The organism is Pontibacter oryzae (genome assembly GCF_003576375.1).
GTDB lineage: Bacteria > Bacteroidota > Bacteroidia > Cytophagales > Hymenobacteraceae > Pontibacter > Pontibacter oryzae.
In genome coordinates this window covers 662,643-685,381 of record NZ_QWGE01000002.1, presented here as the reverse complement: position 1 = coordinate 685,381, position 22,739 = coordinate 662,643, and the positions used below count along the sequence as shown (strand labels likewise).

General features: G+C 47.7%; 16 protein-coding genes. 11 read left to right on the top strand and 5 right to left on the bottom strand.

The features are described from left to right. Positions 1-141: 141 nt before the first annotated feature. Positions 142-471: a DUF3276 family protein gene (locus D1627_RS07795; RefSeq protein ID WP_119431647.1), complete on the bottom strand. Its 330-nt coding sequence runs from the start codon at positions 469-471 to the stop codon at positions 142-144. A gap of 132 nt (positions 472-603) precedes the next feature. Here D1627_RS07795 and D1627_RS07790 point away from each other — a divergent pair, with 132 nt between their 5' ends. Both D1627_RS07790 and D1627_RS07785 read left to right on the top strand, forming a co-directional pair. Further along, positions 604-1,017, top strand: coding sequence for a septal ring lytic transglycosylase RlpA family protein (locus D1627_RS07790; RefSeq protein ID WP_119431646.1), 414 nt, complete (start codon positions 604-606; stop codon positions 1,015-1,017). 2 nt (positions 1,018-1,019) lie between these two features. After that, positions 1,020-1,931, top strand: a complete 912-nt coding sequence (locus tag D1627_RS07785; protein WP_119431645.1) for a DUF58 domain-containing protein — start codon at positions 1,020-1,022, stop codon at positions 1,929-1,931. Positions 1,932-1,986: 55 nt separating this feature from the next. Here the strand turns inward: D1627_RS07785 and D1627_RS07780 are convergent, their stop codons facing one another. Beyond that, positions 1,987-3,573, bottom strand: a complete 1,587-nt coding sequence (locus D1627_RS07780; RefSeq protein ID WP_119431644.1) for a hypothetical protein — start codon at positions 3,571-3,573, stop codon at positions 1,987-1,989. 89 nt (positions 3,574-3,662) lie between these two features. Then, entirely contained in the window at positions 3,663-5,309 is a 1,647-nt protein-coding gene (gene pgi / locus D1627_RS07775) for a glucose-6-phosphate isomerase (protein ID WP_119431643.1), read from the bottom strand. A 270-nt stretch (positions 5,310-5,579) separates the two neighbouring features. Here pgi and ppsA point away from each other — a divergent pair, with 270 nt between their 5' ends. The 8 genes from ppsA to D1627_RS07740 all read left to right on the top strand — a co-directional run bounded on the left by ppsA (position 5,580) and on the right by D1627_RS07740 (position 17,300). Continuing rightward, on the top strand, positions 5,580-8,012 hold the full coding sequence (gene ppsA, locus D1627_RS07770) for a phosphoenolpyruvate synthase (protein ID WP_119431642.1): 2,433 nt from the start codon (positions 5,580-5,582) through the stop codon (positions 8,010-8,012). A 22-nt stretch (positions 8,013-8,034) separates the two neighbouring features. Next, positions 8,035-8,205 carry a hypothetical protein gene (locus tag D1627_RS18315; RefSeq protein WP_158607155.1) on the top strand — a complete coding sequence of 57 codons (171 nt, stop codon included), beginning with the start codon at positions 8,035-8,037 and terminating at the stop codon, positions 8,203-8,205. Positions 8,206-8,247: 42 nt separating this feature from the next. Then, positions 8,248-10,968, top strand: a complete 2,721-nt coding sequence (locus D1627_RS07765) for a cation-translocating P-type ATPase (RefSeq protein WP_119431641.1) — start codon at positions 8,248-8,250, stop codon at positions 10,966-10,968. 413 nt (positions 10,969-11,381) lie between these two features. Beyond that, positions 11,382-12,158, top strand: a complete 777-nt coding sequence (locus D1627_RS07760; RefSeq protein WP_119431640.1) for an HAD family hydrolase — start codon at positions 11,382-11,384, stop codon at positions 12,156-12,158. A gap of 177 nt (positions 12,159-12,335) precedes the next feature. Further along, entirely contained in the window at positions 12,336-13,088 is a 753-nt protein-coding gene (locus D1627_RS07755) for an HAD family hydrolase (RefSeq protein ID WP_119431639.1), read from the top strand. Between the two features lie 6 nt (positions 13,089-13,094). Further along, the gene (gene otsB / locus D1627_RS07750) at positions 13,095-13,919 is read left to right on the top strand and encodes a trehalose-phosphatase (protein ID WP_119431638.1); all 825 of its coding nucleotides are present in this window, start codon (positions 13,095-13,097) and stop codon (positions 13,917-13,919) included. A 1-nt stretch (position 13,920) separates the two neighbouring features. Continuing rightward, a complete protein-coding gene (locus D1627_RS07745) occupies positions 13,921-16,323 on the top strand; it encodes a glycoside hydrolase family 65 protein (protein WP_119431637.1) in 2,403 nt (800 codons plus the stop codon). Positions 16,324-16,346: 23 nt separating this feature from the next. Next, positions 16,347-17,300, top strand: coding sequence for a 1-phosphofructokinase family hexose kinase (locus tag D1627_RS07740; RefSeq protein ID WP_119431636.1), 954 nt, complete (start codon positions 16,347-16,349; stop codon positions 17,298-17,300). Between the two features lie 54 nt (positions 17,301-17,354). Here D1627_RS07740 and fbaA read toward each other — a convergent pair whose 3' ends face one another. After that, complete coding sequence (fbaA, locus tag D1627_RS07735) at positions 17,355-18,431, bottom strand: class II fructose-bisphosphate aldolase (protein WP_119431635.1); 1,077 nt, start codon at positions 18,429-18,431, stop codon at positions 17,355-17,357. Positions 18,432-18,805: 374 nt separating this feature from the next. Between fbaA and D1627_RS07730 the strand changes: the two genes are divergently transcribed. After that, the gene (locus D1627_RS07730) at positions 18,806-21,166 is read left to right on the top strand and encodes an ABC transporter permease (RefSeq protein WP_119431634.1); all 2,361 of its coding nucleotides are present in this window, start codon (positions 18,806-18,808) and stop codon (positions 21,164-21,166) included. Between the two features lie 49 nt (positions 21,167-21,215). On the opposite strand, the gene D1627_RS07725 is transcribed toward D1627_RS07730, so the two are convergent. Beyond that, a complete protein-coding gene (locus D1627_RS07725) occupies positions 21,216-22,721 on the bottom strand; it encodes an exonuclease domain-containing protein (RefSeq protein ID WP_233555551.1) in 1,506 nt (501 codons plus the stop codon). Positions 22,722-22,739 lie beyond the last annotated feature (18 nt).

Sequence of the window (22,739 nt, the reverse complement as noted above, 5' to 3'; positions counted from 1 at the left end):
ACAATAAATTAAGCAGCTTCGCGCCACTTAAGGCAGGAAATAGTGGGGCAGGTTAGTGCAGTTGGCGTACCTGCCATAAAATAGAAAAGCCTATAGCGTGGCTACAGGCTTCAAGTACTTTTTATCAACAAGGGAAGTAAATTACTCCCACTTTAGCTCTTCGTCATAAGAGGCTTCCTTTTCTGTAACCGGTGCTTCCAACGCGGCAAGGGCTTCTTCTGTCAACAATTCGGATTTCACGTGGTCTAAAGTACCCTGAAGCGCATCCATAAACTTAACGAAGTCTTCTTTGTAAAGGAAAATCTTGTGTTTCTCATAAGAGAAGCTGTCATCCTTGAACTTACGCTTGCTCTCCGTGATGGTCACGTAGTAGTCGTTTGAACGAGTTGACTTGACATCAAAGAAATACGTTCGCTTCCCGGCTCTAACTCGTTGGGAATAAATTTCTGCTTTTTCGTTGTTCTCTTCCACCGCTTTTAGACGTTAATTTCAACCTTATGAACCTAAAAGTAACATATACTTCTGATATATAAAAATTTTCGAATTTAAAATTCTGATAAAAAATTTAGACTTATATTTGTTGCGGACCAACTATATAATACTATGAATATATGTTCAGTAGTATTGATTTTAATCCTTTCTTTCTTTAGCGGATCATCAAAATACGCGGCTAACGGAAAAGCATCCTTCTACGCCGACCGCATGCAGGGCCATCGCACCGCCAGTGGCGAGCGTTACGACAAAAACCAACTTACAGCAGCCCATGCAACGCTCCCGTTCAACACCAAAGTACTTGTGACAAACCTGAAAAACGGGAAGTCTGTGGTAGTGAAGATCAACGACCGCATGGCTCGTAGCAGGCACCATATTCTGGATGTTTCCCGGGCGGCTGCCGTAGAACTGGGCATGGTCCGTGATGGCACCGCAGCGGTGAAACTGACGGAAGTAACCGAGGATATTTTACAACCAGATACGCCTCTAGCCGTTTCAGAAGCAGGAGCAACCCCTAAGCAGTAGCCATGAGCAAAAGCCTGAACCTTGCCGATGTACAGAAATTCGAGAACATGGAGTTTCTGGCCAAGCAGTTAGTGGAAGGCTTTATAACGGGGCTGCACCAATCGCCATACCATGGTTTTTCGGTTGAATTTTCGGAGCACCGGCTTTACAATAGCGGCGAAAGCACCCGCCACATCGACTGGAAGGTTTTCGCCCGCACCGATAAACTGTTCGTAAAGCGCTTTGAGGAGGAAACTAACCTACGCTGCCACATTTTGCTGGATGCATCAGCATCAATGCATTACCCTGTGGAGAACAAAGGTAAGCTTGCTTTTTCGGTGCTATGCGCTGCGGCCCTGGCCACCCTGTTGCGGCGGCAACGCGATGCGGTGGGACTGGTTACATTCTCCGATAAAATAGAGCAGCAGACTCCTGTTCGCTCTACCGCCTCGCACCTTCATACGCTGCTACTCTTATTACAAAAGCAGCTTGATCAGGAACCATTGACCAAGGACACGCAGGTAGCCGAGGTAGTGCATCAAATTGCGCAGCAAATTCCCAAACGATCGCTTGTAGTCCTCTTCAGCGACATGCTTTCGCAGCACAATGACCTGGATGATATTTTCGCCGGCTTGCAACACCTGAAGCATCAGAAGCATGAGGTGCTGCTATTCCATGTGATGGATAGCAAAACTGAAGAAGCATTTGATTTTGCCGACCGGCCTTACGTTTTTGTGGATATGGAAACAGGGCAGGAACTAAAACTTCAGCCATCGCAGGTACGGGAGCAATACCAATCAGCGGTGGCCAAGTATAAACGGGAACTAGCGCTGAAATGTGGGCAATACAAGATCGACTTTGTGCCCGTAGACATAAATGAACCTTTCGATAAAGTGCTATACTCATACTTAGTAAAGCGCTCGAAGGTACGATAAGCTTTTCGTATGGCTTTAAGATAATACAGAATCGAGAGCTAAAGTATAAACTGCATTAGTTTCCTTCGCGGTCGAAAGCATGTACGCGCACATCATCCGTCGTCATATCCTTGGCTTCTGACCCGAAGATAATTTCGTTTCCGCGGCTGGTATCATAAATCAACGTATACTTTTTCCAGCCTTTTACAACAGACGAATCTATGATCTTGTCTTCGCCGAGGCCGCCGTATGCTTTTACAGGTATACTTTCCCGCACATTTCCAGTGATGATAAATTTATCTTTTCCAGCTAAGCCTCTTAGGATGATCAACTCTGTTTCCTTTCGGTTAAACACACGGTGGTATATTTGTTTGGCTGGTAAAGCTGATGAAGCAGGCCTTAATACGATAACTTCCACATGTTCATCATCAAGCCGGTCTACTCTAAAATGCTCTACCTCGTCAGAACCTGGTACAACAACCTGTTTGGCCAGAATTTCATACATTTTAGAAGCCGCATCTGGCAGTTGATCGCGTCTGGATTTAAGGTTGCTGGCAATTTTCTCTCCCACCAGCGCATATACCTGCTTTGGTAACTGGCTTACAGCCTTATTAATAACCTGATCTGTGAGTTGCTGCTGCATGTGCCGGGCGGTTTGTTGCCACTGTGAAAGGCTAAGCTCATTTAGGAAGCGTGCATCAACAAAGGCAGCATTAATCATATAAGCTTTCACATCGCTAAAATCATCATCAAAACTGTGAAATTTGCGCGCTAGCAGCTTATTAGTGGCAATAAATGGTATCACTCCATCCTGCATTTTCAGAAAAACCTGGTCTCTGTCTTTAGGAATAGGTTTGTAGTAGGTGTCAGCTCCGTTTTTAATAACTGCCCATTCCCATTGGCCTTTGTGCCTGTCCCAGTCCCCGATCAGTAAGTCCAGCAAGCGAGCGCGGGCAAAAGCAAGTTGGTCTACGTGGTGGCTGTTGCTGGCAAAACGCTTTTGCAGCATGTCCTCGGAGTCCTCAAAATCGAGAACGCCTTTTAAATCAGGAGTGATGTCAGAGGTGTTTTCATACTTCTCTTCGAGCATAAATACCTTTCCCTGTACAGCAGTGGAATAGCGCCCAAAGCTTTTATCGGAAGTAGAGATATAGTACAGTTCAGGGTTAGAATGGTAAACGCCAACAGCCTCAGCAAGCGCGGGAACCACCAAAGCACCAAACGGATTAGCCGCAGAGGTTTGGTCACGGAGAATATTGGCTACAAAGGTTTGTTGCCAGAACTTACTAACCACGTGCACAGGGTCTTTATCCAAGGAGCGGAGTGCATAATGCCTGCCCGCGCTATCCTGCAGCTCAAAGCTGGTTGTCTGGTAGCCGCCTCCAATATCAACTACTTTCAGCCCTCCTTTAACAGCGTTTAGCTTAAATATAGGAAGCTTTACAGGTTCGGACCATAGAGCCCGATTATGATTTCCCCAGAAGAAACGATGGAAGCTGCTACGGTCGTAATGGCGCCCCACGGTTACCCAGGCGCTATCCTGACTAGCAGCGGCTTCCCCGTTTTGCCTTTCAGAGCTTAGCGCGTCATGCTGAAAAAAATCGTCGTCGGCACAGCTATAAAAAAATACGCTGCACAACAGCACAAGCATCACACGCCACATAATCTCTGCTTTAAAATAAAAAGGGAGTAGTAGTTAGAGGCTTCAGCGCCTTTCAGGTAACCAAGCGCCTTAACTACTTATACTTTGCTTTACTTGTTGTTACGGTAGAAGTCCATCAGTCCATTAGTTGAACTGTCGTGATCGGAAGACTTGCCTTGTAGCAGCTCTCCCTCAATGGTGCCGGCTAGTTGTTTTCCAAGCTCAACACCCCATTGGTCGAAACTGTAAATGTTCCAGATTACACCCTGCACAAAAGTTTTGTGCTCATACATGGCTACCAGGCTTCCAAGTTCAAACGGCGTCAGCTGTTTCATCATTATGGATGTTGTTGGTTTGTTGCCTTCAAACACCTTATGTGGAAGCAGGTTCTCTAGTTCCTCGCCAGCCATACCTTTTTGGTTTAATTCTTCACGAACTTCGTCAGCGGTTTTGCCTTTCATAAGGGCTTCTGTCTGGGCAAAGAAGTTAGACAGCAGCAGCGCGTGGTGGTTTCCAACTTCGTTATGGCTCTTAGCCGGCGCAATAAAATCACATGGGATTAACACGGTGCCCTGGTGAATCAGCTGGAAGAAAGAGTGCTGGCTGTTGGTGCCGGCGGCGCCCCATACAACTGGCTGGGTTTGATAAGTAACCCTATTTCCGTTGCGGTCAGCGCTTTTTCCGTTGCTCTCCATCAGGAGTTGCTGCAGGTATTCAGGTAGCAGGCGCAGGTATTGGTCATACGGTAGTATGGCGTGCGTTTGGCACCCGAAGAAGTTTGTATACCAGATGCTGAGCAGCGCCATTAAGACGGGCACGTTTTCCTCGAGTGGAGCCTTCCTGAAATGCTTGTCCATAGACTCAGCGCCACGCAGCACCTCCTCAAATTTATCATACCCGAGTGCACATGCAACAGACAAACCGATGGCAGACCACATAGAGAAGCGACCGCCCACCCAATCCCAAAAGCGGAAAGCGTTTTCTTGTGCAATACCAAACTTGGTGACCGCATCGATATTAGTTGAAAGTGCCACAAAGTGCTTTTTGATATGCTCTCTGTCAACAGCTTTGTTAAGAAACCAGCCTCTGGCTGTTTCCGCGTTCGTAATCGTTTCCTTTGTGGTAAAAGTTTTAGAGGCGATAATGAACAGCGTGGTTTCGGGGTCTAGCTTACGGAGTACTTCGGCGGCATCAGTGCCATCTACGTTAGAGATAAAGTGTACTTCCAGATCCGGCTTTTGATATTTCTTGAGAGCCTCTACTACCATTTTAGGGCCGAGGTCAGAGCCGCCAATGCCAATGTTCACAATGCTAGTCATACGCTTCCCTGTATAGCCAGTCCACTCGCCGCTGTGTAATTTGTTGCAAAAGACTTTCATCTGTTGTTGCACCGCACGCACCTCTTTCGAGCCATCCTCGCCATCAATGCTTAGTGCCTCATCGGTAAAATTACGCAAGGCAGTGTGCAGCACGGCACGGTCCTCGGTAACATTAATGCGCTCCCCTGAAAACATACTTTCGATGGCGGCCGGCACATCCATTTCTTTGGCTAGCTGTGTAAGCAAGCTAAGTGTTTCAGAGGTGATGCGGTTCTTGGAGAGGTCGTACAGCGTATCGTTTACCTGAAACGTAAACTTTTGAAAGCGCTCCGGGTCCTGTGCAAACATGTCGCGCAGGTGCTTTGGCTGAACGGCCGCAAAATGATCTTGCAGCTTTTTCCAGGCTTCGGTTTGTGTTGGCGAGTAATTTTTAAGCATATCTTTTTTCTTAGTGGTGAGCGTGGCATCCCGCCTGAACTACTTTGATTTTATACTTCAGGTTGCAGGAAACCTACAATTAGCTTACATGCACCGCACAGCTGCGGGCCTGCCAAATTTATAAAAACTACTTTAAAGTATAGTTACTGCCGAATACTTACTCACAGATTTAATACATGCTTCTGCTATAATACTTCCTTTCAGAATACCATCTAATCCAAGCTGTGTGCGTAGGTAAATACTTGAGTGTTAAGTATAAAATGCCCGCCTATGTCTGAGCTTGTTCTTCCGTTTAACCAAATCACCAACACCGATACAAGTGTGGTGGGAGGCAAAAATGCATCATTGGGCGAGATGATTCAGAAGCTAACCTCTAAAGGCATACATGTGCCTGACGGCTTCGCTACCACTGCTACTGCCTATCGTGCCTTTCTAGGGCATAATAACTTAGAGCAGCCGCTTGCCGATTTACTAAATACACTGGATACAGATAGCTTCTCAAACTTGCACGAAATTGGAAAGCAGGCACGCAAAATGGTGCGCGAAGCCAACATGCCAAATGATGTAGTTGACGCTATAAAAGAGGCTTATGAGCAGCTAAAAGCTTCGGAGGTTAACCTGACAGCCGTAGCCGTGCGCAGCAGCGCCACTGCCGAAGACCTGCCCGAAGCCAGTTTTGCTGGCCAGCATGATTCGTTTTTAAATGTGCAGGGTGCTGAAGAAGTAATGCGTGCCTGCCAGAAATGCTTTATCTCACTGTTTAACGACCGGGCCATAAAATACCGTGCCGACAATGGCTTCGAGCACATGAAGGTAGCCCTGTCGGCAGGTGTGCAGCGCATGGTGCGGTCAGATAAAGCCAGTGCTGGGGTAATATTCACCATAGCCCCTGACTCAGGTTTAAATACTGTTCTTTTTATGACCGGCAGCTGGGGTTTGGGCGAGAATGTGGTGCAGGGTGCAGTAAACGCTGATGAGTTTTATGTATTCAAGGATGCGATTAGGCAGCAAAAGAAGGCAATTGTTTCAAAAAAGCTTGGGACAAAAGAAATGACGATGGTGTACGCTACAGATGCGCCTGCCAATCAAAATGAAAAAACAGGGGAAGGGTCTGCCGCAGCTGAGGCAGGCGAAAATTTAAACACCACAAACATCTCCACACCTAAAGACAAGCAAGAGCAATGGGTGCTAAATGACAATGAAATTACCACCTTGGCAGCATGGGCCCTGCAGATAGAGGAGCATTACACTAAACCCATGGATATTGAGTGGGCCAAGGATGGCGAATCCGGTGAGTTGTTTATTGTGCAGGCACGCCCCGAAACCGTGCACAGCGGCAAAAGCATAACCTGCCTCAAAAGCTATCATCTAACTTCCGAAGGGCAGGTAATAGCGCGTGGCAATGGTGTGGGCGGCAAAATAGCAGCTGGCAAGGCACGCCTTCTGCATTCCCCGAAAGAGATTGATAAACTACAGCAAGGCGATGTGCTGGTAACCGGTATTACTAACCCAGACTGGGATCCTGTTCTAAAAAAAGCCTCCGCTATTGTTACGGATAGCGGAGGCCGGACAAGCCATGCTGCCATTGTTGCGAGAGAAGTTGGAGCCGTGGCCGTAGTGGGCACAGGAAACGGCACGCAAAGTATAAAAGATGGCCAGGAGGTTACCGTATCCTGCGCCGAAGGCGAGGAAGGCAAGGTATACGAAGGAATACTGGCATGGGAGGAGCATAACATGGAGCTGGACAAACTCGGCCAGACAAAAACCCAAGCAATGCTCATACTCGGAGACCCGGAACAAGCCTTTTTCTATGCGATGTACCCTGTAGCCGGCGTAGGACTGATGCGCCTGGAGTTTGTTATCAATAATAGTATAAAAGCGCATCCCTTAGCGCTGATACACCTGCAAGACCTAGAGGACCACGAGACAAAAGCACAGCTTGAACAGCTAACGAAGAACTATGAAAGCCCTTCCGCATACTTTGTAGAGAAGCTTTCGCAGGCGGTGGCCACCACAGCAGCTGCCTTTTTCCCTCGCGACGTGATTGTACGCATGAGCGATTTCAAAAGTAATGAATACGCGAACTTGTTGGGTGGGCAACAGTTCGAGCCGCACGAAGAAAACCCAATGCTGGGCTTCCGGGGCGCCTCAAGGTACTATCACGAAAAGTATATGGAAGGCTTTAAGCTAGAATGCCAAGCCATGCGCGTTGTGCGCGACGAAATGGGGCTGACTAATGTAAAGCTGATGATTCCGTTTTGCCGCACCACCGAGGAAGCTGCCAGGATTAAAGAGCTAATGGCAGAGCAGGGGCTAACCCAGGGCGAGAACGGGTTGGAGCTTTACATGATGGTGGAAGTGCCCAGCAATGTCATACTCCTGGACCAGTTTGCAGAAATATTTGATGGTTTCTCGATCGGGTCAAACGACCTCACGCAACTTACCCTTGGCATTGACCGAGATTCTTCAACAATCAGTGAACTGTTTAATGAGCGAGACCCCGCTGCCGAGAAAATGATAGCGATGGCCATTGCCGGGGCGAAACGAAATAACAAGAAAATCGGCTTATGCGGCCAGGCTCCCAGCGACTTCCCTGAGGTTACAAAGTTTTTAGTAGAACAGGGGATAGATAGCATCTCTTTTAACCCTGACGCCATTGCACAAGGCATCCAAAATATACTTAAAGCAGAACGCCAAACTTAAATCACTATAAAATTTAATGCACATGAAAGACAGGGAAAAAAATCAACCGAGCGCAGGCAAACAAAATAAAGCTATTCTTAGGGAAGATGATGGCAAACGTACCCCTCCCGGGCCTACTGGCTATGCCAATTATGCTACTCCTCACTTACATAAACCAAAAACAGATAATCCTCCGGGGCAAACCAAGCTATAAACTCCAGGCACTCTAAAATTACCCTGAACCTACACTGCAGCAATGGCCCTAGAACAGAAGTTTCCATACCATACTATCACCGGGAAAGAGACGCTTCAAAAACTTGAAAGCCAGATTGGGGGGCTTACAGGGGCGGAGGCGGCGCAACGGCTACAAACCTATGGCCCAAACGAACTGAGTGGAAAAGAAGGCATAAATCCCATTCTTCTCTTCCTGAAACAGTTTAAAGATTTTCTGATTTTAGTACTGGTGTTGGCAGCGGGCGTGGCTTGGTACGCCGGGCAGTTTGTTGATGTGTATGTTATACTTGGTGTAATCTTTTTTAACGCTGCGCTGGGTTTTGTACAGGAATACAAGGCCGAGAAAGCGATAGAGGCCCTCAAAAGCATGTTAAAGCATGAGGCCAAGGTAAGGCGTGGAGGAGAGCTGAAGGTTATTGAAGCGAAGGCACTAGTACCCGGCGACGTGATAGAGCTTGAGGAGGGAGACAGCGTTTCTGCAGATGCCCGCCTGCTTCGCGCAAAAAACTTCCAGACTATAGAGGCGTCTCTAACCGGAGAATCGCTACCCATAGAAAAACTATGCGAGCCGCTGCCCGAAAATACAACGCTCGGTGACCGGACCAATATGATCTGGAAAGGAACGCATGTGGCCCGTGGCGCAGCTATTGCAGTTGTTGTAGCAACGGGAAACGATACAGAACTTGGTAAAATCTCTACTTCCCTTGGCGAGATTAAGACAACCAGCACAAACTTCCGGAAGAAGACCGAGCGCCTCGGGAAGCAAATGGCTGTAATCTCTATTATTACATCTGCCATCGTTTTCGGAGTAGGTTATTTCTTAAGAGATTATGCCTTTGAGGAAGTGTTGCTTGTAACCGTTGCCACTTTGGTTTCCTCCATTCCGGAGGGTCTTCCTGCTGTTATATCTATCGTGCTAGCCATCGGAGCTAAGCGCATGGCGAGCCAGAATGCCATTATCAGAGAGTTTACTGCCACCGAGATGCTTGGCTCGGTTTCGGTTATACTCACCGACAAAACTGGCACCCTCACCAAAAGTATACTTATGGTGAGGCGCGTGTTCCTGGGCGATGGCACCGAGCTGGAGGTTACAGGCACAGGGTATGCACTAGAAGGCGAGTTAAAGAGCAATGGCCAACATATATATGCAAAGCAAAACCCGGTATTGCTAAAGTTGCTGCTTATCGCCAAAGTATGCAACAACGCAAGTCTGGGTGAGCAAAAGCCAGGCATGGCTAGTGGAGTTAATGAGCCGGACGTGTCCGGCGACCCGACAGAACTGGCGCTACTGGTGCTGGCCCATAAGGCGCTTGACCACACGCCAGATGCATTGCCAGAAGTAAATGTACTGGATGACTTACCCTTTAACTCTGAACAAAAATTCCGGGCTACGCTAGTACAGCAAAACGAAACACAAGAAATATACGTGGTTGGCGCTCCCGAAAAAATCCTGAAGCTAAGCAATCATATTTTAACAGAAAACGGCCCGCAGGAGCTGACAGAGGAACTACGGAAAAAGGTAGAGGCTAAACACGATGCTTGGGCGGATAATGCCATGCGGGTGCTAGCCCTCGCTTATAAAGAGCGCGCGGAAGCATTAGAAGAGCTAAACCCAGATAGCGTTAAGGGTTTGACCTGGGTAGGTGTAACTGGCATCGTTGACCCGCCCCGCAAAGGAGTTAAGGAAGCAATTCAGGATTGTAAATCTGCGGGCATTCGGGTAATGATGCTGACCGGCGACCATAAAAAAACCGGGGCTGCCATTGCCCGTGAAGTTGGCATACTAGACGGAGAGCAAGCGGCCAGCAACGTAGATAAAGAAGCCCTGCAGGAGGATGAGCTGGATGTATCGGAGCAGGAGTTCGCTAGACTAGTGAGCGAAGTCTCTGTGTTCACGCGGGTAAGCCCACAAACAAAGCTACGCATAGCCGAGCACCTCCGCGACAAAGGCCACCTGATTGCCATGACTGGTGATGGCGTAAATGATGCGCCTGCCTTAAAGCGCGCTGATGTGGGCATAGCCATGGGTATCCGAGGTACGGATGTAGCCAAAGATGCTTCTCAAATAGTGCTCTCAGACGACAACTTTGCAACCATTGTGCGTGCGGTGCGCGAGGGGCGGATCGTCTTTCAGAATGTGCGGCAGACAAGTTTTTTCCTGCTGACGACCAATTTCGCAGCCGTGGCCGTGTTTATAGTAGCTATAGCCATTGGTTGGCCTTTCCCGCTTACAGCTACCCAGATTTTATGGGTAAACCTGGTTACAGACGGGGTGATGGAGCTGGGCCTTGCCACAGAGCGCGGCCATGGCGATATTATGAAGCATAGGCCTGTGCCTAGAGATGCCAATATCCTGGATCGTTCTGTTGTGCCATACATTTTGCTGATGAGTGTAGTGATGCTAGGCTTGGCGCTAAGCGTGTTTGCTTATTATTTACCCAAAGATCAGGAAATTGCCCGCACCGCTGTCTTCATTGTAATAGCCATGACGCAGGTGTTCAATACCTTTAACATGCGCAGCCTGGAATACTCTATTTTTAGTATCGGTGCATTCAGTAATAAATACGTGAATATGGCATTTTTAGCATCGGTAGCGTTGCAGTTGGTCGTAATTTACACGCCTTTCTTAAGCGGCATATTCCGGTTTGAGAAACTGCCACTCCTGGACCTAATCGTTTTGTTTGCTTTGTCGAGCTTGGTAGTTTGGGTAGCGGAGGTTTATAAATACCTGATTAAGAAATAGCGATAGTACTATAAAATTATACTTTGTAATTGCCGCATTGGCCATTTGTCATGAGAGCACTTTCAGGTAAACGCATGAAAGTTAGCACAGAGTAAATCAACGCAACAATAAACTATAAGAAGATGCTGCAATTACATGGGTATATACCTATATTTGACCTATACTATTTCAGTGGCTAACCATAATACAGCGTAACGCTGGCTGAGCTTCCCGTAGAGAAATGGAAACAAATGTACAGCGTTTCTGTATAGCTTCTTTTAGCGGAATCATTTAGCTATCTTGGGTTCGCTTCTGCGTATAGATAAAGTAGGGCCAAGCCCTCAAAGTTGAGTATAGCTTTTGTGAGTGTAATAGCTGCCTCAAAAACATAACCGGTTTTATTTCTGGAATTTGTCAACAAAAAATATTCTGTAATGAGTGATCTGAGCAACCTTATAAAAGAGAGAAACATAAAAGCCCTGATCTTGGATATGGATGGTGTAGTGACCAATACCGCAGGCCTTCATGCCGAAGCATGGAAAAAGCTTTGTGATTCTTTTCTGAGACAGAAAAGTGAGGAAGATGGTAAAGCCTATGCTCCTTTCAACCTGAGAGAAGATTACCGCACGTTTGTACACGATGTGCCACGCCTGGATGCCATGCGTAACTTTATGGAGTCGCGCGGGATTACATTGCCGCAAGGCAGCCCAGAGGACGATGCAGACAGCAACACAATTGTTGGGCTGGGTGAGCGCAAGGATTTATACTTCCATGAGCTGCTCAAACAAAACGGCGTGGTTGTATTCGATAAAGCCGTGCAGTGGGTAAAAGAGCAACAGGAAGCAGGCATGAAAACAGCCATAGTTTCTGCGAGCCGTAACTGCCTTACTATTTTGCGCCGCGCCGGCCTCGATAAGCTGTTCGAAGTGCGCGTGGATAAAGTAGTGGCTGCTGAACTGAAACTGCAAAATAAACCTGCCCCGGATGTGTATTTGGAGGCAGCGCGCCGCCTGAATGTATCACCTAATGAAACGGCTGTATTCGAGGATTCAGCGGCAGGTATCGAAGGCGCCAAAGCTGGAGGCTTCGGGCTGGTTGTAGGGGTAGACCATAGCTTTAAACAAGAAGATTTTGAGATGAAGGGAGCGGACGCAGTTATTAAAGGCTTCGCCTCCGAAGTGCGAGCCAAAAGCGCATCTACGTTTAGCTAAACTTTTTACTTTTAAAGTTTCAACACAGCCGAAGTCTCTTAATCAACAGAGGCTTCGGCTGTTTTTGTTACATGCGTTTTATACATTGCCCGTGCTAAACTACCATAACTTAAGCCTTTAAAATGGAGTAATAAATTGTGGCAGGCATATCCTTTAATAAGATAATTTCAAACACAGATGCCCGATCCTGACCTTTTGCAAGCGCTAACAGATAAAGGCATAAAGGCCTTGATTTTTGATCTGGATGGTGTGGTTACCCAAACGGCCAGAATACATGCACAAGCCTGGAAACGCACATTTGACGCCTATTTGCAGGCAAAGGGCGATCAGAACGGTATAAAGTATAATCCTCTAAGTATTGAAACGGATTATCGCCGATATATTGACGGAATTCCAAGGCACGATGGTGTCAGAAACTTTCTGGCTTCAAGAGGCATCTCCCTGCCAGCAGGAACACCTGCTGATAAAGCAGGCACAGAAACCATCGCTGGACTAGGAAACCAAAAAAACGTATATTTTCAGGAAGTAATAAAGCAGCAAGGTGTTGAGGTTTACGCCGACACTGTTGCATTTATAGAACATATGCGAGAAAAAGGATTCTTAACAGCCGTGATCTCGGCCAGTAAGAACTGCCAGGTCATACTGGCGGCTGCAGGTATAGAAGACTTATTTGCAGTGCGCGTAGATGGCGTGGTAGCTGAAGCGTTAGGCCTGAAAGGGAAACCTGCACCAGACGTCTTTTTGGAGGCAGCCCGTCAACTTAATGTTGAGCCGTACTCCACAGCGATTTTTGAGGATGCCTTGTCTGGTGTTGAGGCCGGTAAAGCCGGCAAATTTTCGCTGGTAGTAGGCATCAACCGTAGCAATGTATCAGAAGAACTATTAACTCATGGCGCCGATTTAGTGCTCCATAAATTTCCTAAACCATAAATTAGCATGACAAACCCATCAGCAACCAACATCCAGAAATATAATGGTAAAACCTTGCCCTCCGCTCTCCATAAAATAAGTGAACTGCTGCACGGTAAGACCCCAGCCGTTTTTTTGGATTACGACGGATGCCTAAGCCCCATCGTGAAAGATCCTGAAATGGCGGTTTTAACTCCCGAGATGCGGGAAACACTGCAAAAGCTGGCTGAAGTATGCCCGGTAGCCGTAGTAAGCGGCCGCGACCGTGCCAACGTGGAAGGCCTAGTGAAGCTGGATAATTTATACTTCGCCGGCTCGCACGGGTTCGACATTTCGGGGCCGGGCAACATGCATACAGAACCCGGAGGCGCCAAAGCCGCCATTCCTGCGCTCGATAACGCCCAAGTAGAGCTTAATAAGCTGCTAACCGGCGTAAAGGGTGTTTTGGTAGAGCGTAAGCGTTATGCCATAGCCGTGCATTACCGTAACGTGCCCGATGAGCAGGTGCAGAGGGTGCTGGATGCGGCACACGAGGTGCTGACAAGGCATAAAGAGCTTAAACCAGGGCCAGGCAAAAAAGTACTGGAACTGAAACCAAATCTCGACTGGCATAAAGGTAAGGCCGTACGGTGGTTACTAGCTGAGCTAGACCTGAACCAGCCCAATATTATACCTCTATACATTGGTGATGACCTGACAGATGAAGATGCTTTTGCAGAGCTACAGGGCAGCGGCATAGGTATACTTGTTGGAGAGCACGATGAAGACACGGCAGCAGAATATAGACTTGAGGATGTTGAAGAAGTTCAAGCCTTCTTGGAAGCGCTCACGCTGTTTGTAAAAAAAGAATAGCATGCCCGGATGGAAAGTAGTTTATGATCAATGGAAGCCGGAACAGCAGCCGCTGCGCGAGGCGCTATGCACGCTTGGCAATGGCTATGTTGCTACGCGTGGGGCTTTTGAGGAGGCTTCAGCAGACGAAAGCATAAACTACCCTGGCACTTATTTGGCTGGCGGCTACAACCGACTTGTAACTCAGATTGCTGGTCAGGAAATCGAAAACGAGGATCTGGTGAATTGGCCAAACTGGTTGCCTCTAAAGTACAGGCACCCAGGTGAGAAGTGGTTTCATACGAGCCTTGTGGAATTACTTAGCTTCAGGCAGGAGTTGGATATGCACCAAGGTGTACTGGAGCGAATAATCCGGTATAGGGATGAAGCTGGCCGGGAAAGCGATTTACACACGCGGCGGTTGGTAAGTATGGCCAACAAGCACGTTGTGGCACTGGCATGGGAGCTAACTCCACTTAACTGGTCGGGGCCTATAGAAATTTCCGCTGCCCTGGATGGTCGCACAACGAACAGCGGCGTGGCGCGCTACAGGGCCCTCAATGGAAAACACCTGACGCCATTGGCGCAAGGCCAGCATAACAACGAAACTATTTACTTGCAGGTAGAAACCGTGCAGTCCGGGATGCGGATGGCACAGGCTGCCAGAACACATATTTTCACAGCACCTGATACTGGCCAACCTGAAAGAGTGCTTAACCAAGAGGATGGGTTTGTTGAGCAGCTAATCAGTGTTAATTGCACGTCTGGTCAGACACTGCGTGTCGAAAAAGTCGTTCAAATTCATACTTCCCGGGACCACGCCATTACCGAGACGCTGCAAGAAGCCCGTAAGAACATAGACCGGCAGGGTAGCTTTTCGCACCTCCTGGGCAAGCATGCCATGGCCTGGGAACGGCTCTGGAACCGCTGCGATTTGCAACTAGAGTGTAATGATAAAGCACAGTCTGTACTGCGGTTGCATATCTTCCATTTGCTTCAAACAGTTTCGGCTAACACCGTAGGGTTGGATGTGGGCGTGCCAGCCCGTGGTTTGCATGGCGAGGCTTACCGGGGCCATATATTCTGGGATGAGCTCTTCATATTTCCTTTTCTGAACCTGCGCCTGCCTGAGCTAACGCGGGAGTTGCTTTTTTACCGTTACCGCCGCATGCGCGAGGCGCGCTATGCCGCATCACAGGCTGGTTACAAAGGCAGTATGTTCCCGTGGCAAAGCGGCAGCAACGGCCGCGAAGAAAGCCAGGTTATACACTTAAATCCGCAATCAGGGCGTTGGCTACCCGATAACACCTACCTGCAACGGCACATCAGTGCAGCTATCGCATACAATGTATGGCAGTATTACCAGGCAAACCAAGACATGGCGTTTATGACCTATATGGGCGGCGAAATGATGTTCGACATTGCCCAGTTCTGGTCTACCATCTCAAAGTTTAACCCCGAGCGCCAAAGGTATGAGATCCACAACGTTGTTGGGCCAGACGAGTACCATACTGACTATCCAGGGTCAGATGAAATAGGGCTGAACAACAATGCTTATACTAATGTGATGGCAGTTTGGGTGATACAAACTGCGCTAAAGCTCATCGAAATTCTGGATGACTCGCGGGTAAATGAGCTTTTTCAGAAACTAGATATTACAAAAGCGGACGTCTTGCGTTGGGAAGATATCGCGTCCAAAATGTACATACCGTTTCTAGAGAACACAAGTATAATTGCCCAGTTTGAGGGCTACGGCCAGCTACAGGAATTTCCGTGGCAGGAGTATCAGGTAAAGTATGGCGAGACAATGCGGCTGGACAGGATTCTGGAAAGCGAAGGCGACAACGTGAACAAGTATAAAGCCAGTAAGCAAGCCGATGTTTTAATGCTGTTTTACCTGTTTTCATCCGAAAAACTGGTACAGATCTTCCAAACCCTGGACTATGATTTTAAGCCGGAAAACATCCCCGAAAACATTGACTATTACCAGCAGCGAACGTCGCATGGCTCTACTCTTAGCAAAATAGTGCACTCGTGGGTACTAGCCCGCTCAGATCGTAAACGGGCCTGGCATAACTTCGAGGTAGCTTTGGTCAGCGATGTAGAAGATGTGCAAGGCGGCACTACTCCCGAGGGTATTCATTTGGGTGCAATGGCAGGTACTGTGGATCTGGTGCAACGCGGTTTCACTGGGCTGGAAATTCGAGACGATGTACTGTGGTTAAACCCTGCGCTTCCGGATGAAATCAATTGCCTTAACTTTCAGATCAGGTACCGTAGCCACTGGATCTCCTTGCACCTCACACATCAGAAAATCAGGATAACATTCGATAGAGGCTGGTCTAAAGAAGTGCAGATAGGCGTGCTGGGCAAGGTTTATACTTTCCAGACAGGAGAACAGCGCGAATTCGATATCAGCCAGTAAATAAAATATTACGTTCCAAAAATATGCATGACATCATTACGATTACGCTAAACCCTGCCCTAGATAAAAGCACTCATGTGGCACAGGTTTTACCAGAAAAGAAGCTACGCTGCAACGAGCCAACCTATGAGTCAGGCGGCGGAGGCGTTAACGTATCGAGGGCGCTTAAGAAACTAGGTGGCAGCTCCTGTGCCTGGGTATGGGTGGGCGGCCCATCTGGCAAGAGACTTTGCGCCCTGCTTCAATCCGAAGGTGTAGATGTCTGGGCTGTTGAAACTAAAAACTGGACCCGCGAAAACCTAATGGTGATGGAAGACAACTCCGGGAACCAATACCGGTTTGGAATGCCAGGCCCCTATACTTATGAGGACGAATGGGAGAGATGCTTGAAACAATTAACGCAAATGCCTGACGAGGAGCTGCCAAAGTTTGTAGTTGCCAGCGGCAGCCTGCCGCCAGGTGTGCCCGAAGATTTTTACTCTCAGCTGGCAGGGATAGCTAAAGCGAGAGGCTTTAAATTATTGGTTGATACTTCGGGGGATGCCTTGTTAAAAGCAGCCGGAGAGGGGGTTTACCTTTTAAAACCTAACATTGGTGAACTTGCCGCTTTAGCTGGCAAAGAGAAGATCTCTGCCATGGAGCAAGAGGAGATTGCCATGCAGGTAATAAATGCGGGCAAATGTAAAGTGCTAGTGGTTTCGCTGGGTGCCCGAGGGGCGATGCTGGCCTCGAAAGATGGAATTAGCTATGTGGTGCCGCCAATTGTACCGCAGCAAAGTGCCGTAGGGGCAGGCGATAGTATGGTGGCAGGCATGGTGCTTGGCTTACTAAATGGCAACTCCCTAGGTGACGTGGCGCGTTATGGCGTTGCAGCCGGTACCGCAGCCACCATGACCCCAGGCTCGGAGCTCTGCCGGCAAGAGGATACAGACAAGATTTTCAGATGGCTACAGGAGCACAAAGTGCAGCAAGTATAAATCAAAAAAGGGAAGCTATTATGCTTCCCTTTTTTGATTTAGTAAATTTTGGACCTAGTTGCGATTGTTCGCATTTAAGTCTGTAAAGGCTTCTTTCAAACGCTCGATAAAGCTTTTCTCGCCTTCACGTAGCCACACACGTGGGTCGTAGTATTTTTTGTTTGGAGAGTCTTCTCCATCTGGGTTACCGATCTGGCTTTGCAGGTAGCCCTTTTTGCCTTCGTAGAAATTACGCACGCCATCCCAGAATGCCCATTGCATATCCGTGTCGATGTTCATTTTAATGGCGCCATACTCGATAGCTTCTTTTATCTGGCTCTTCTCAGAACCTGAACCACCGTGGAATACGAAATTAACCGGGTTATTTCCTGTGCCGAACTTCTCTTTGATGAAGTCCTGAGAGTTTTTCAGGATCTCAGGGCGCAGCTCTACGTTGCCTGGCTTATATACGCCATGCACGTTGCCGAAAGCGGCGGCTATTGTAAACCTGTCGCTAATCTTGTTCAGTTCTTCGTAAGCATAAGCCACTTCTTCGGGCTGCGTATACAGGCGTGAGCTGTCAATGCCAGAGTTGTCTACGCCGTCTTCTTCGCCGCCAGTTACACCCAATTCAATCTCAACGGTCATGCCCAGTTTGTTCATGCGCGTAAAGTAGCTGGAGCAGGTTTCCACGTTTTCTTGAATGTGCTCTTCAGACAAATCAAGCATGTGCGACGAAAAGAGTGGCTTGCCATGCTGCTCATAGAATTTTTCACCAGCATCAAGCAGGCCGTCAATCCAAGGCAATAATTTTTTAGCAGCGTGGTCAGTGTGCAGCACAACGGGCACGCCATAAGCTTCAGCCATCAGGTGCACATGTTGGGCACCCGAGATAGCACCAGCAATAGCAGCTTTCTGATCATCATTGTTCAGCCCTTTGCCAGCAAAAAACTGCGCGCCGCCATGTGAGAACTGGATAATTACTGGAGAGTTAACAGCTTTGGCTGTCTCCAGCACGGCATTTACAGAGTTTGTGCCGATCACGTTCACAGCGGGTAGGGCGAAGTTGTTTTCGTTCGCGTACTTAAACAGTTCAGTTACCTCATCGCCGAAAAGCACGCCGGCTCTAAACTTCTTAGTTGTTTCGTTCACAGTTATATTTTTTTAGTTTGTTAGACAGAGTTATACTTTCAGCCACAATTTTAGATGCAGCGGACAGAGTAAAATTATACTTTAGTTTACAAATAAAGAAATCAAACGGCAGTTAAATGCTTGAGATCATGGGCTAGCTTGCTTCTTAACTTTTTCTAGCCAAAGTTAAATGGCTGCTGTCGGATCAGAATATTAATACCCAAACTTATTCGTTGGTTTTTGCTGTGCATTTTCGTGCGTTTCAGTGTCTGATAACGAACAGTAGTAGAATTCCGAAGTGGCTTTACAGGCTAATTTTGAGCATTAGCAATGTGGTATATTAGTTGTAATGCCATTACCAACCAGAATCTTTCTCATAAAACTCTAGTAAACTTATGCTGCAGCACAGCCTCCTGCTTATCTATAGAAACTTTATACGGTTTAAAAGCACGTTTGTGATAAACCTGATTGGCTTGTCTACGGGCTTGGCCTGTGCGCTGCTAATCTTCCTGTGGGTAAAGCAAGAGCTAGCCATGGATTCTTTTCATGAGCAAGCCAAGCAGCTCTATCAGGTAATGACAAACCACCATAACGCCAGCGGTACGGTGACGTGGGAAGTTGGTCCGGGGCTGTTAGGGGAGGCCCTTCAAGCTGACATGCCAGAGATTAAGTATGCGGTAAGCTCATCGGATATCCCTGAAAAATTCACTGTATCAGGTTCTGAGAAGCACATCAGCGCGGCAGGCCAATTTGTGAGTAAAGACTATTTCAATATTTTTTCTTATCAACTTCTTCATGGCGCAAAAGGCCAGGTGCTTTCCAACCGTAATGGCATTGTTATTTCGGAGGAGCTGGCATTGAAACTCTTTAACACAACGCAAGATGTTGTAGGCAAAACCATGCAGTGGCAGATTCTGCATTTTAAGAAACCAGTCATTGTAACCGGAATATTCCAAACCATGCCTTCCACCGCCTCCGAGCGCTATGATTTTTTTCTTTCGTTTGAAGAGTTTAAGTCCATGCTTGGCAGCGCCATGCACTGGGATAACCACCAGGCCAAAACATACCTGCTCTTAGAAAGTGGCGTGGATGTTGAGCAGTTTAACCGAAAGCTATCCGGGTTTCTTAAAACAAAAACTCCTGACTCTAATGTGGCCTTGTTTGTAAGGCCGTATGCTGATAAGTACCTCTACAATAAGTATGAAAATGGCGTGCAAGCTGGCGGAAGGATAGAGTATGTTCAACTTTTTTCGCTAATCGCAATCTTCATACTTATCATTGCCTGTATAAATTTCATGAACCTCTCCACAGCGAAGGCATCCAGAAGAGTGAAGGAAGTGGGGATTAAGAAAGCCATGGGGGCCAGTCGGAGATCTTTGATTCTTCAGTATCTGGGCGAGTCGATGCTTGTGGCTTTTGCCTCGCTTATTGTTGCCCTGATGTTGGTTGAGCTGCTGGTTGGCCCATTTAGCCGGCTTACCGGTATGCAGCTCTCCCTTAGTTATCATCCGTTATTTATACTTGGGGCACTAAGCTTAACACTGTTTACCGGTTTACTGGCCGGCAGCTATCCTGCTTTGTACCTTTCCGGTTTTAGTCCTGCAACTGTGCTGCGTGGCAAGTTAGATGCATTTGCCGGGGAGCTTTGGGCGCGTAAGGGGTTAGTGGTGTTTCAGTTTGCGTTATCCGTGGTGCTGATCATTTCTGTGATGGTCGTATTCAGGCAAATAGCGTATGTCCAGACCAAAAACCTGGGCTACAGTAAAGAAAACATTATCTACTTCACCGCAGAAGGCAATGTACAGGAAAAACTGGAAGCTTTTTTAGACGAACTGGAGAAAACGCCTGGCGTCAAAAGCGCTTCCAGCGGCGGTAGCATTCTCAGCGACTATGGCTCCACCGTAGGTCTAACCTGGCCGGGGGCAAACCCCGACCAAGCCATAGCTTTCCAAACACTGCCTGTCAACTATGGCATGATCGAAACGCTAAGTATAAAAATCAAGGCCGGGCGATCGTTCTCAAGGGAATTCGGTGCAGACTCTGCCAGCATCGTTTTCAATGAGTCCGCAATTCAGGCAATGGGCCTGCAAGAGCCGATTGGCAAAGTGGTGAATGTGTGGGGTGAGAATAAAATGATTATCGGAGTGGTAAAAGACTTTCATTTTCAGACGCTGCATGAAAAGGTGAAGCCGCTGTTTTTTCGGTTGGAGCCAAAGCCAGCGCTAAAGGTTATGGCTAAGATTGATGCCGGTCGGGAGAAAGAAACGGTTGAGAATATTCAGGCACTTTACAACAGATTTAACCCAGGCTTTGTACTTGATTATAAATTTCTGGACGAAGCCTATCAAGCACTTTATACTTCAGAGCAGCGCGTGGCCGACCTTGCAAAATACTTTGCCTGCTTAGCTATACTTATCTCCTGCCTAGGCCTGTTCGGGTTGGCAGCTTTCACGGCTGAGCGAAGAAAGAAAGAGATCGGCGTGAGAAAAGTGCTGGGGGCAAGCGAGTGGAGCATTGTTTACCTGATCACCAGCGATTTTACAAAGCTGGTTCTGGTGTCAGTAGCACTGGCGCTCCCGATAAGCTATTTTCTTGCCGCCAATTGGCTTGAAAACTTTGCCTACCGGGTAGAACTGGAGCCTTGGTATTTTATGAGCGGAGGCTTCGCAGCGCTGCTGATTGCCTGGTTAACTGTAAGCACACAGGCGTTCAAGGCATCTAAATTAAACCCGACAGACTGCCTGCAAAACGTATAACTGATAAATCATAAACAAAAAGCGGCAAGTATAAAACCTGCCGCTCATCTTAGTCAAATATCAACACTTTGTCTTTGTGCTTGCTGCGTATGTGATTGCGAATGATTTGCTGCACATCCTTGTTGTCGTTGTAGCGTTGGATAGCATCCTTAAAGTCGGAGAGGCTGCTGGCCGAAAAGGTCTGGTCTACAAAACCGAAGCCTAAGTATGTGCCGTGCTCCACCACAACCACAGATTTCTCGCCGGGTTCGCGCCCCTTACCCACGATCACGAAGCTGTCGTGCTCGTACGTAAACGACTCAATGGCTTCCTCCACGCGCTGGTTGTAAATTTCCGGGGCCTCTTTGCCTATGCAGGCACCGTTGCACTGGTGCACCTGATAGTCGAAACAGGCGCCTGTGGTTTTGTACAGGTCGCAAAGCTTTTGGCACAGGTTATACTTCGCCACTTTATGAAACAGGAAGCCCTTTGCCTTAAAATGGTTTGACAGCGCGATGATTGGGGTCATGCTCTCATTATCGGCTTTATTTACCGAGCCATACGTCAGGCGCTTATAGCCGTTTTCATCCTCGTACACAAAAATGCCCGTGTTAAACACGCTGCGGCGCTGCGCACGGTTATACTGCGGTTTCATGCGCTTAATCTCAGCCGACTCAAAGAGCAGCGCCACCAGTTCGTTACCCATCAGCTCATAGGTTATGTCGGTGATGCTGTTCTTGAAATCCAGTGATTTACGGCTTTTATAATCGATGTTGAAGTGCTGAATGATGCGCTTCTTTATATTTATACTTTTGCCGACATAGATAACTTCCCCTTCCTCGTTATGGAAATAGTACACACCCGGCACCATGGGCAATGCATCTACCTGCTCCTTACTAATAGCTGGGGGCAGCAGCGATGTTTTAATTTCCTGCTTTAACAATTGAGACGTGTTCTCCGAAGCCATGTTCATGTTGCCATCTACCACCGGCTTGTTTATTTTCAAGAGCTTATCAAAAAGCAGGGCAGTGGCTTCTGCATCGCCAATGGCACGGTGGCGCTGGCGCAACGGAATGTCTACACTATGGCAAAGCTTACCCAAGCTATAAGATGGCAGGCCAGGTATGAGCGCGCGGCTCAGGCGTACGGTGCAGAGCGTTTTACGCTGGAAAGTAAAGCCAAGGTCAGCAAATTCCTTCTTCATAAAAGAGTAGTCGAAGCGCACATTGTGTGCCACGAAAACCTTGCCCTCGGTAAACTCCACAATCTCTTTGGCTACCTCGTAAAACTTTGGTGCTTCCTGCACCATGTCGTCTTTTATGCCGGTTAGCTGGGTAATAAAGTATGGTATAGGGCGCTCCGGGTTAATAAGCGTATGGTACTTGTCAACGATCCTATCTCCGTCGTGTATAAAAATGGCAATCTCAGTGATCTTGTCCTGGTGAGGCTGGCCCCCCGTGGTTTCTATGTCTACTATCGCGTACAAGTTGCTTTGGTTTAAGTCTTGGTCAAACGCGCCTGCGCTAGCTTCCACAGGCTCCTTACCTAAACCAATATTTTTAGTATTCCGTTTCAAAATTGTGTATATGTATTA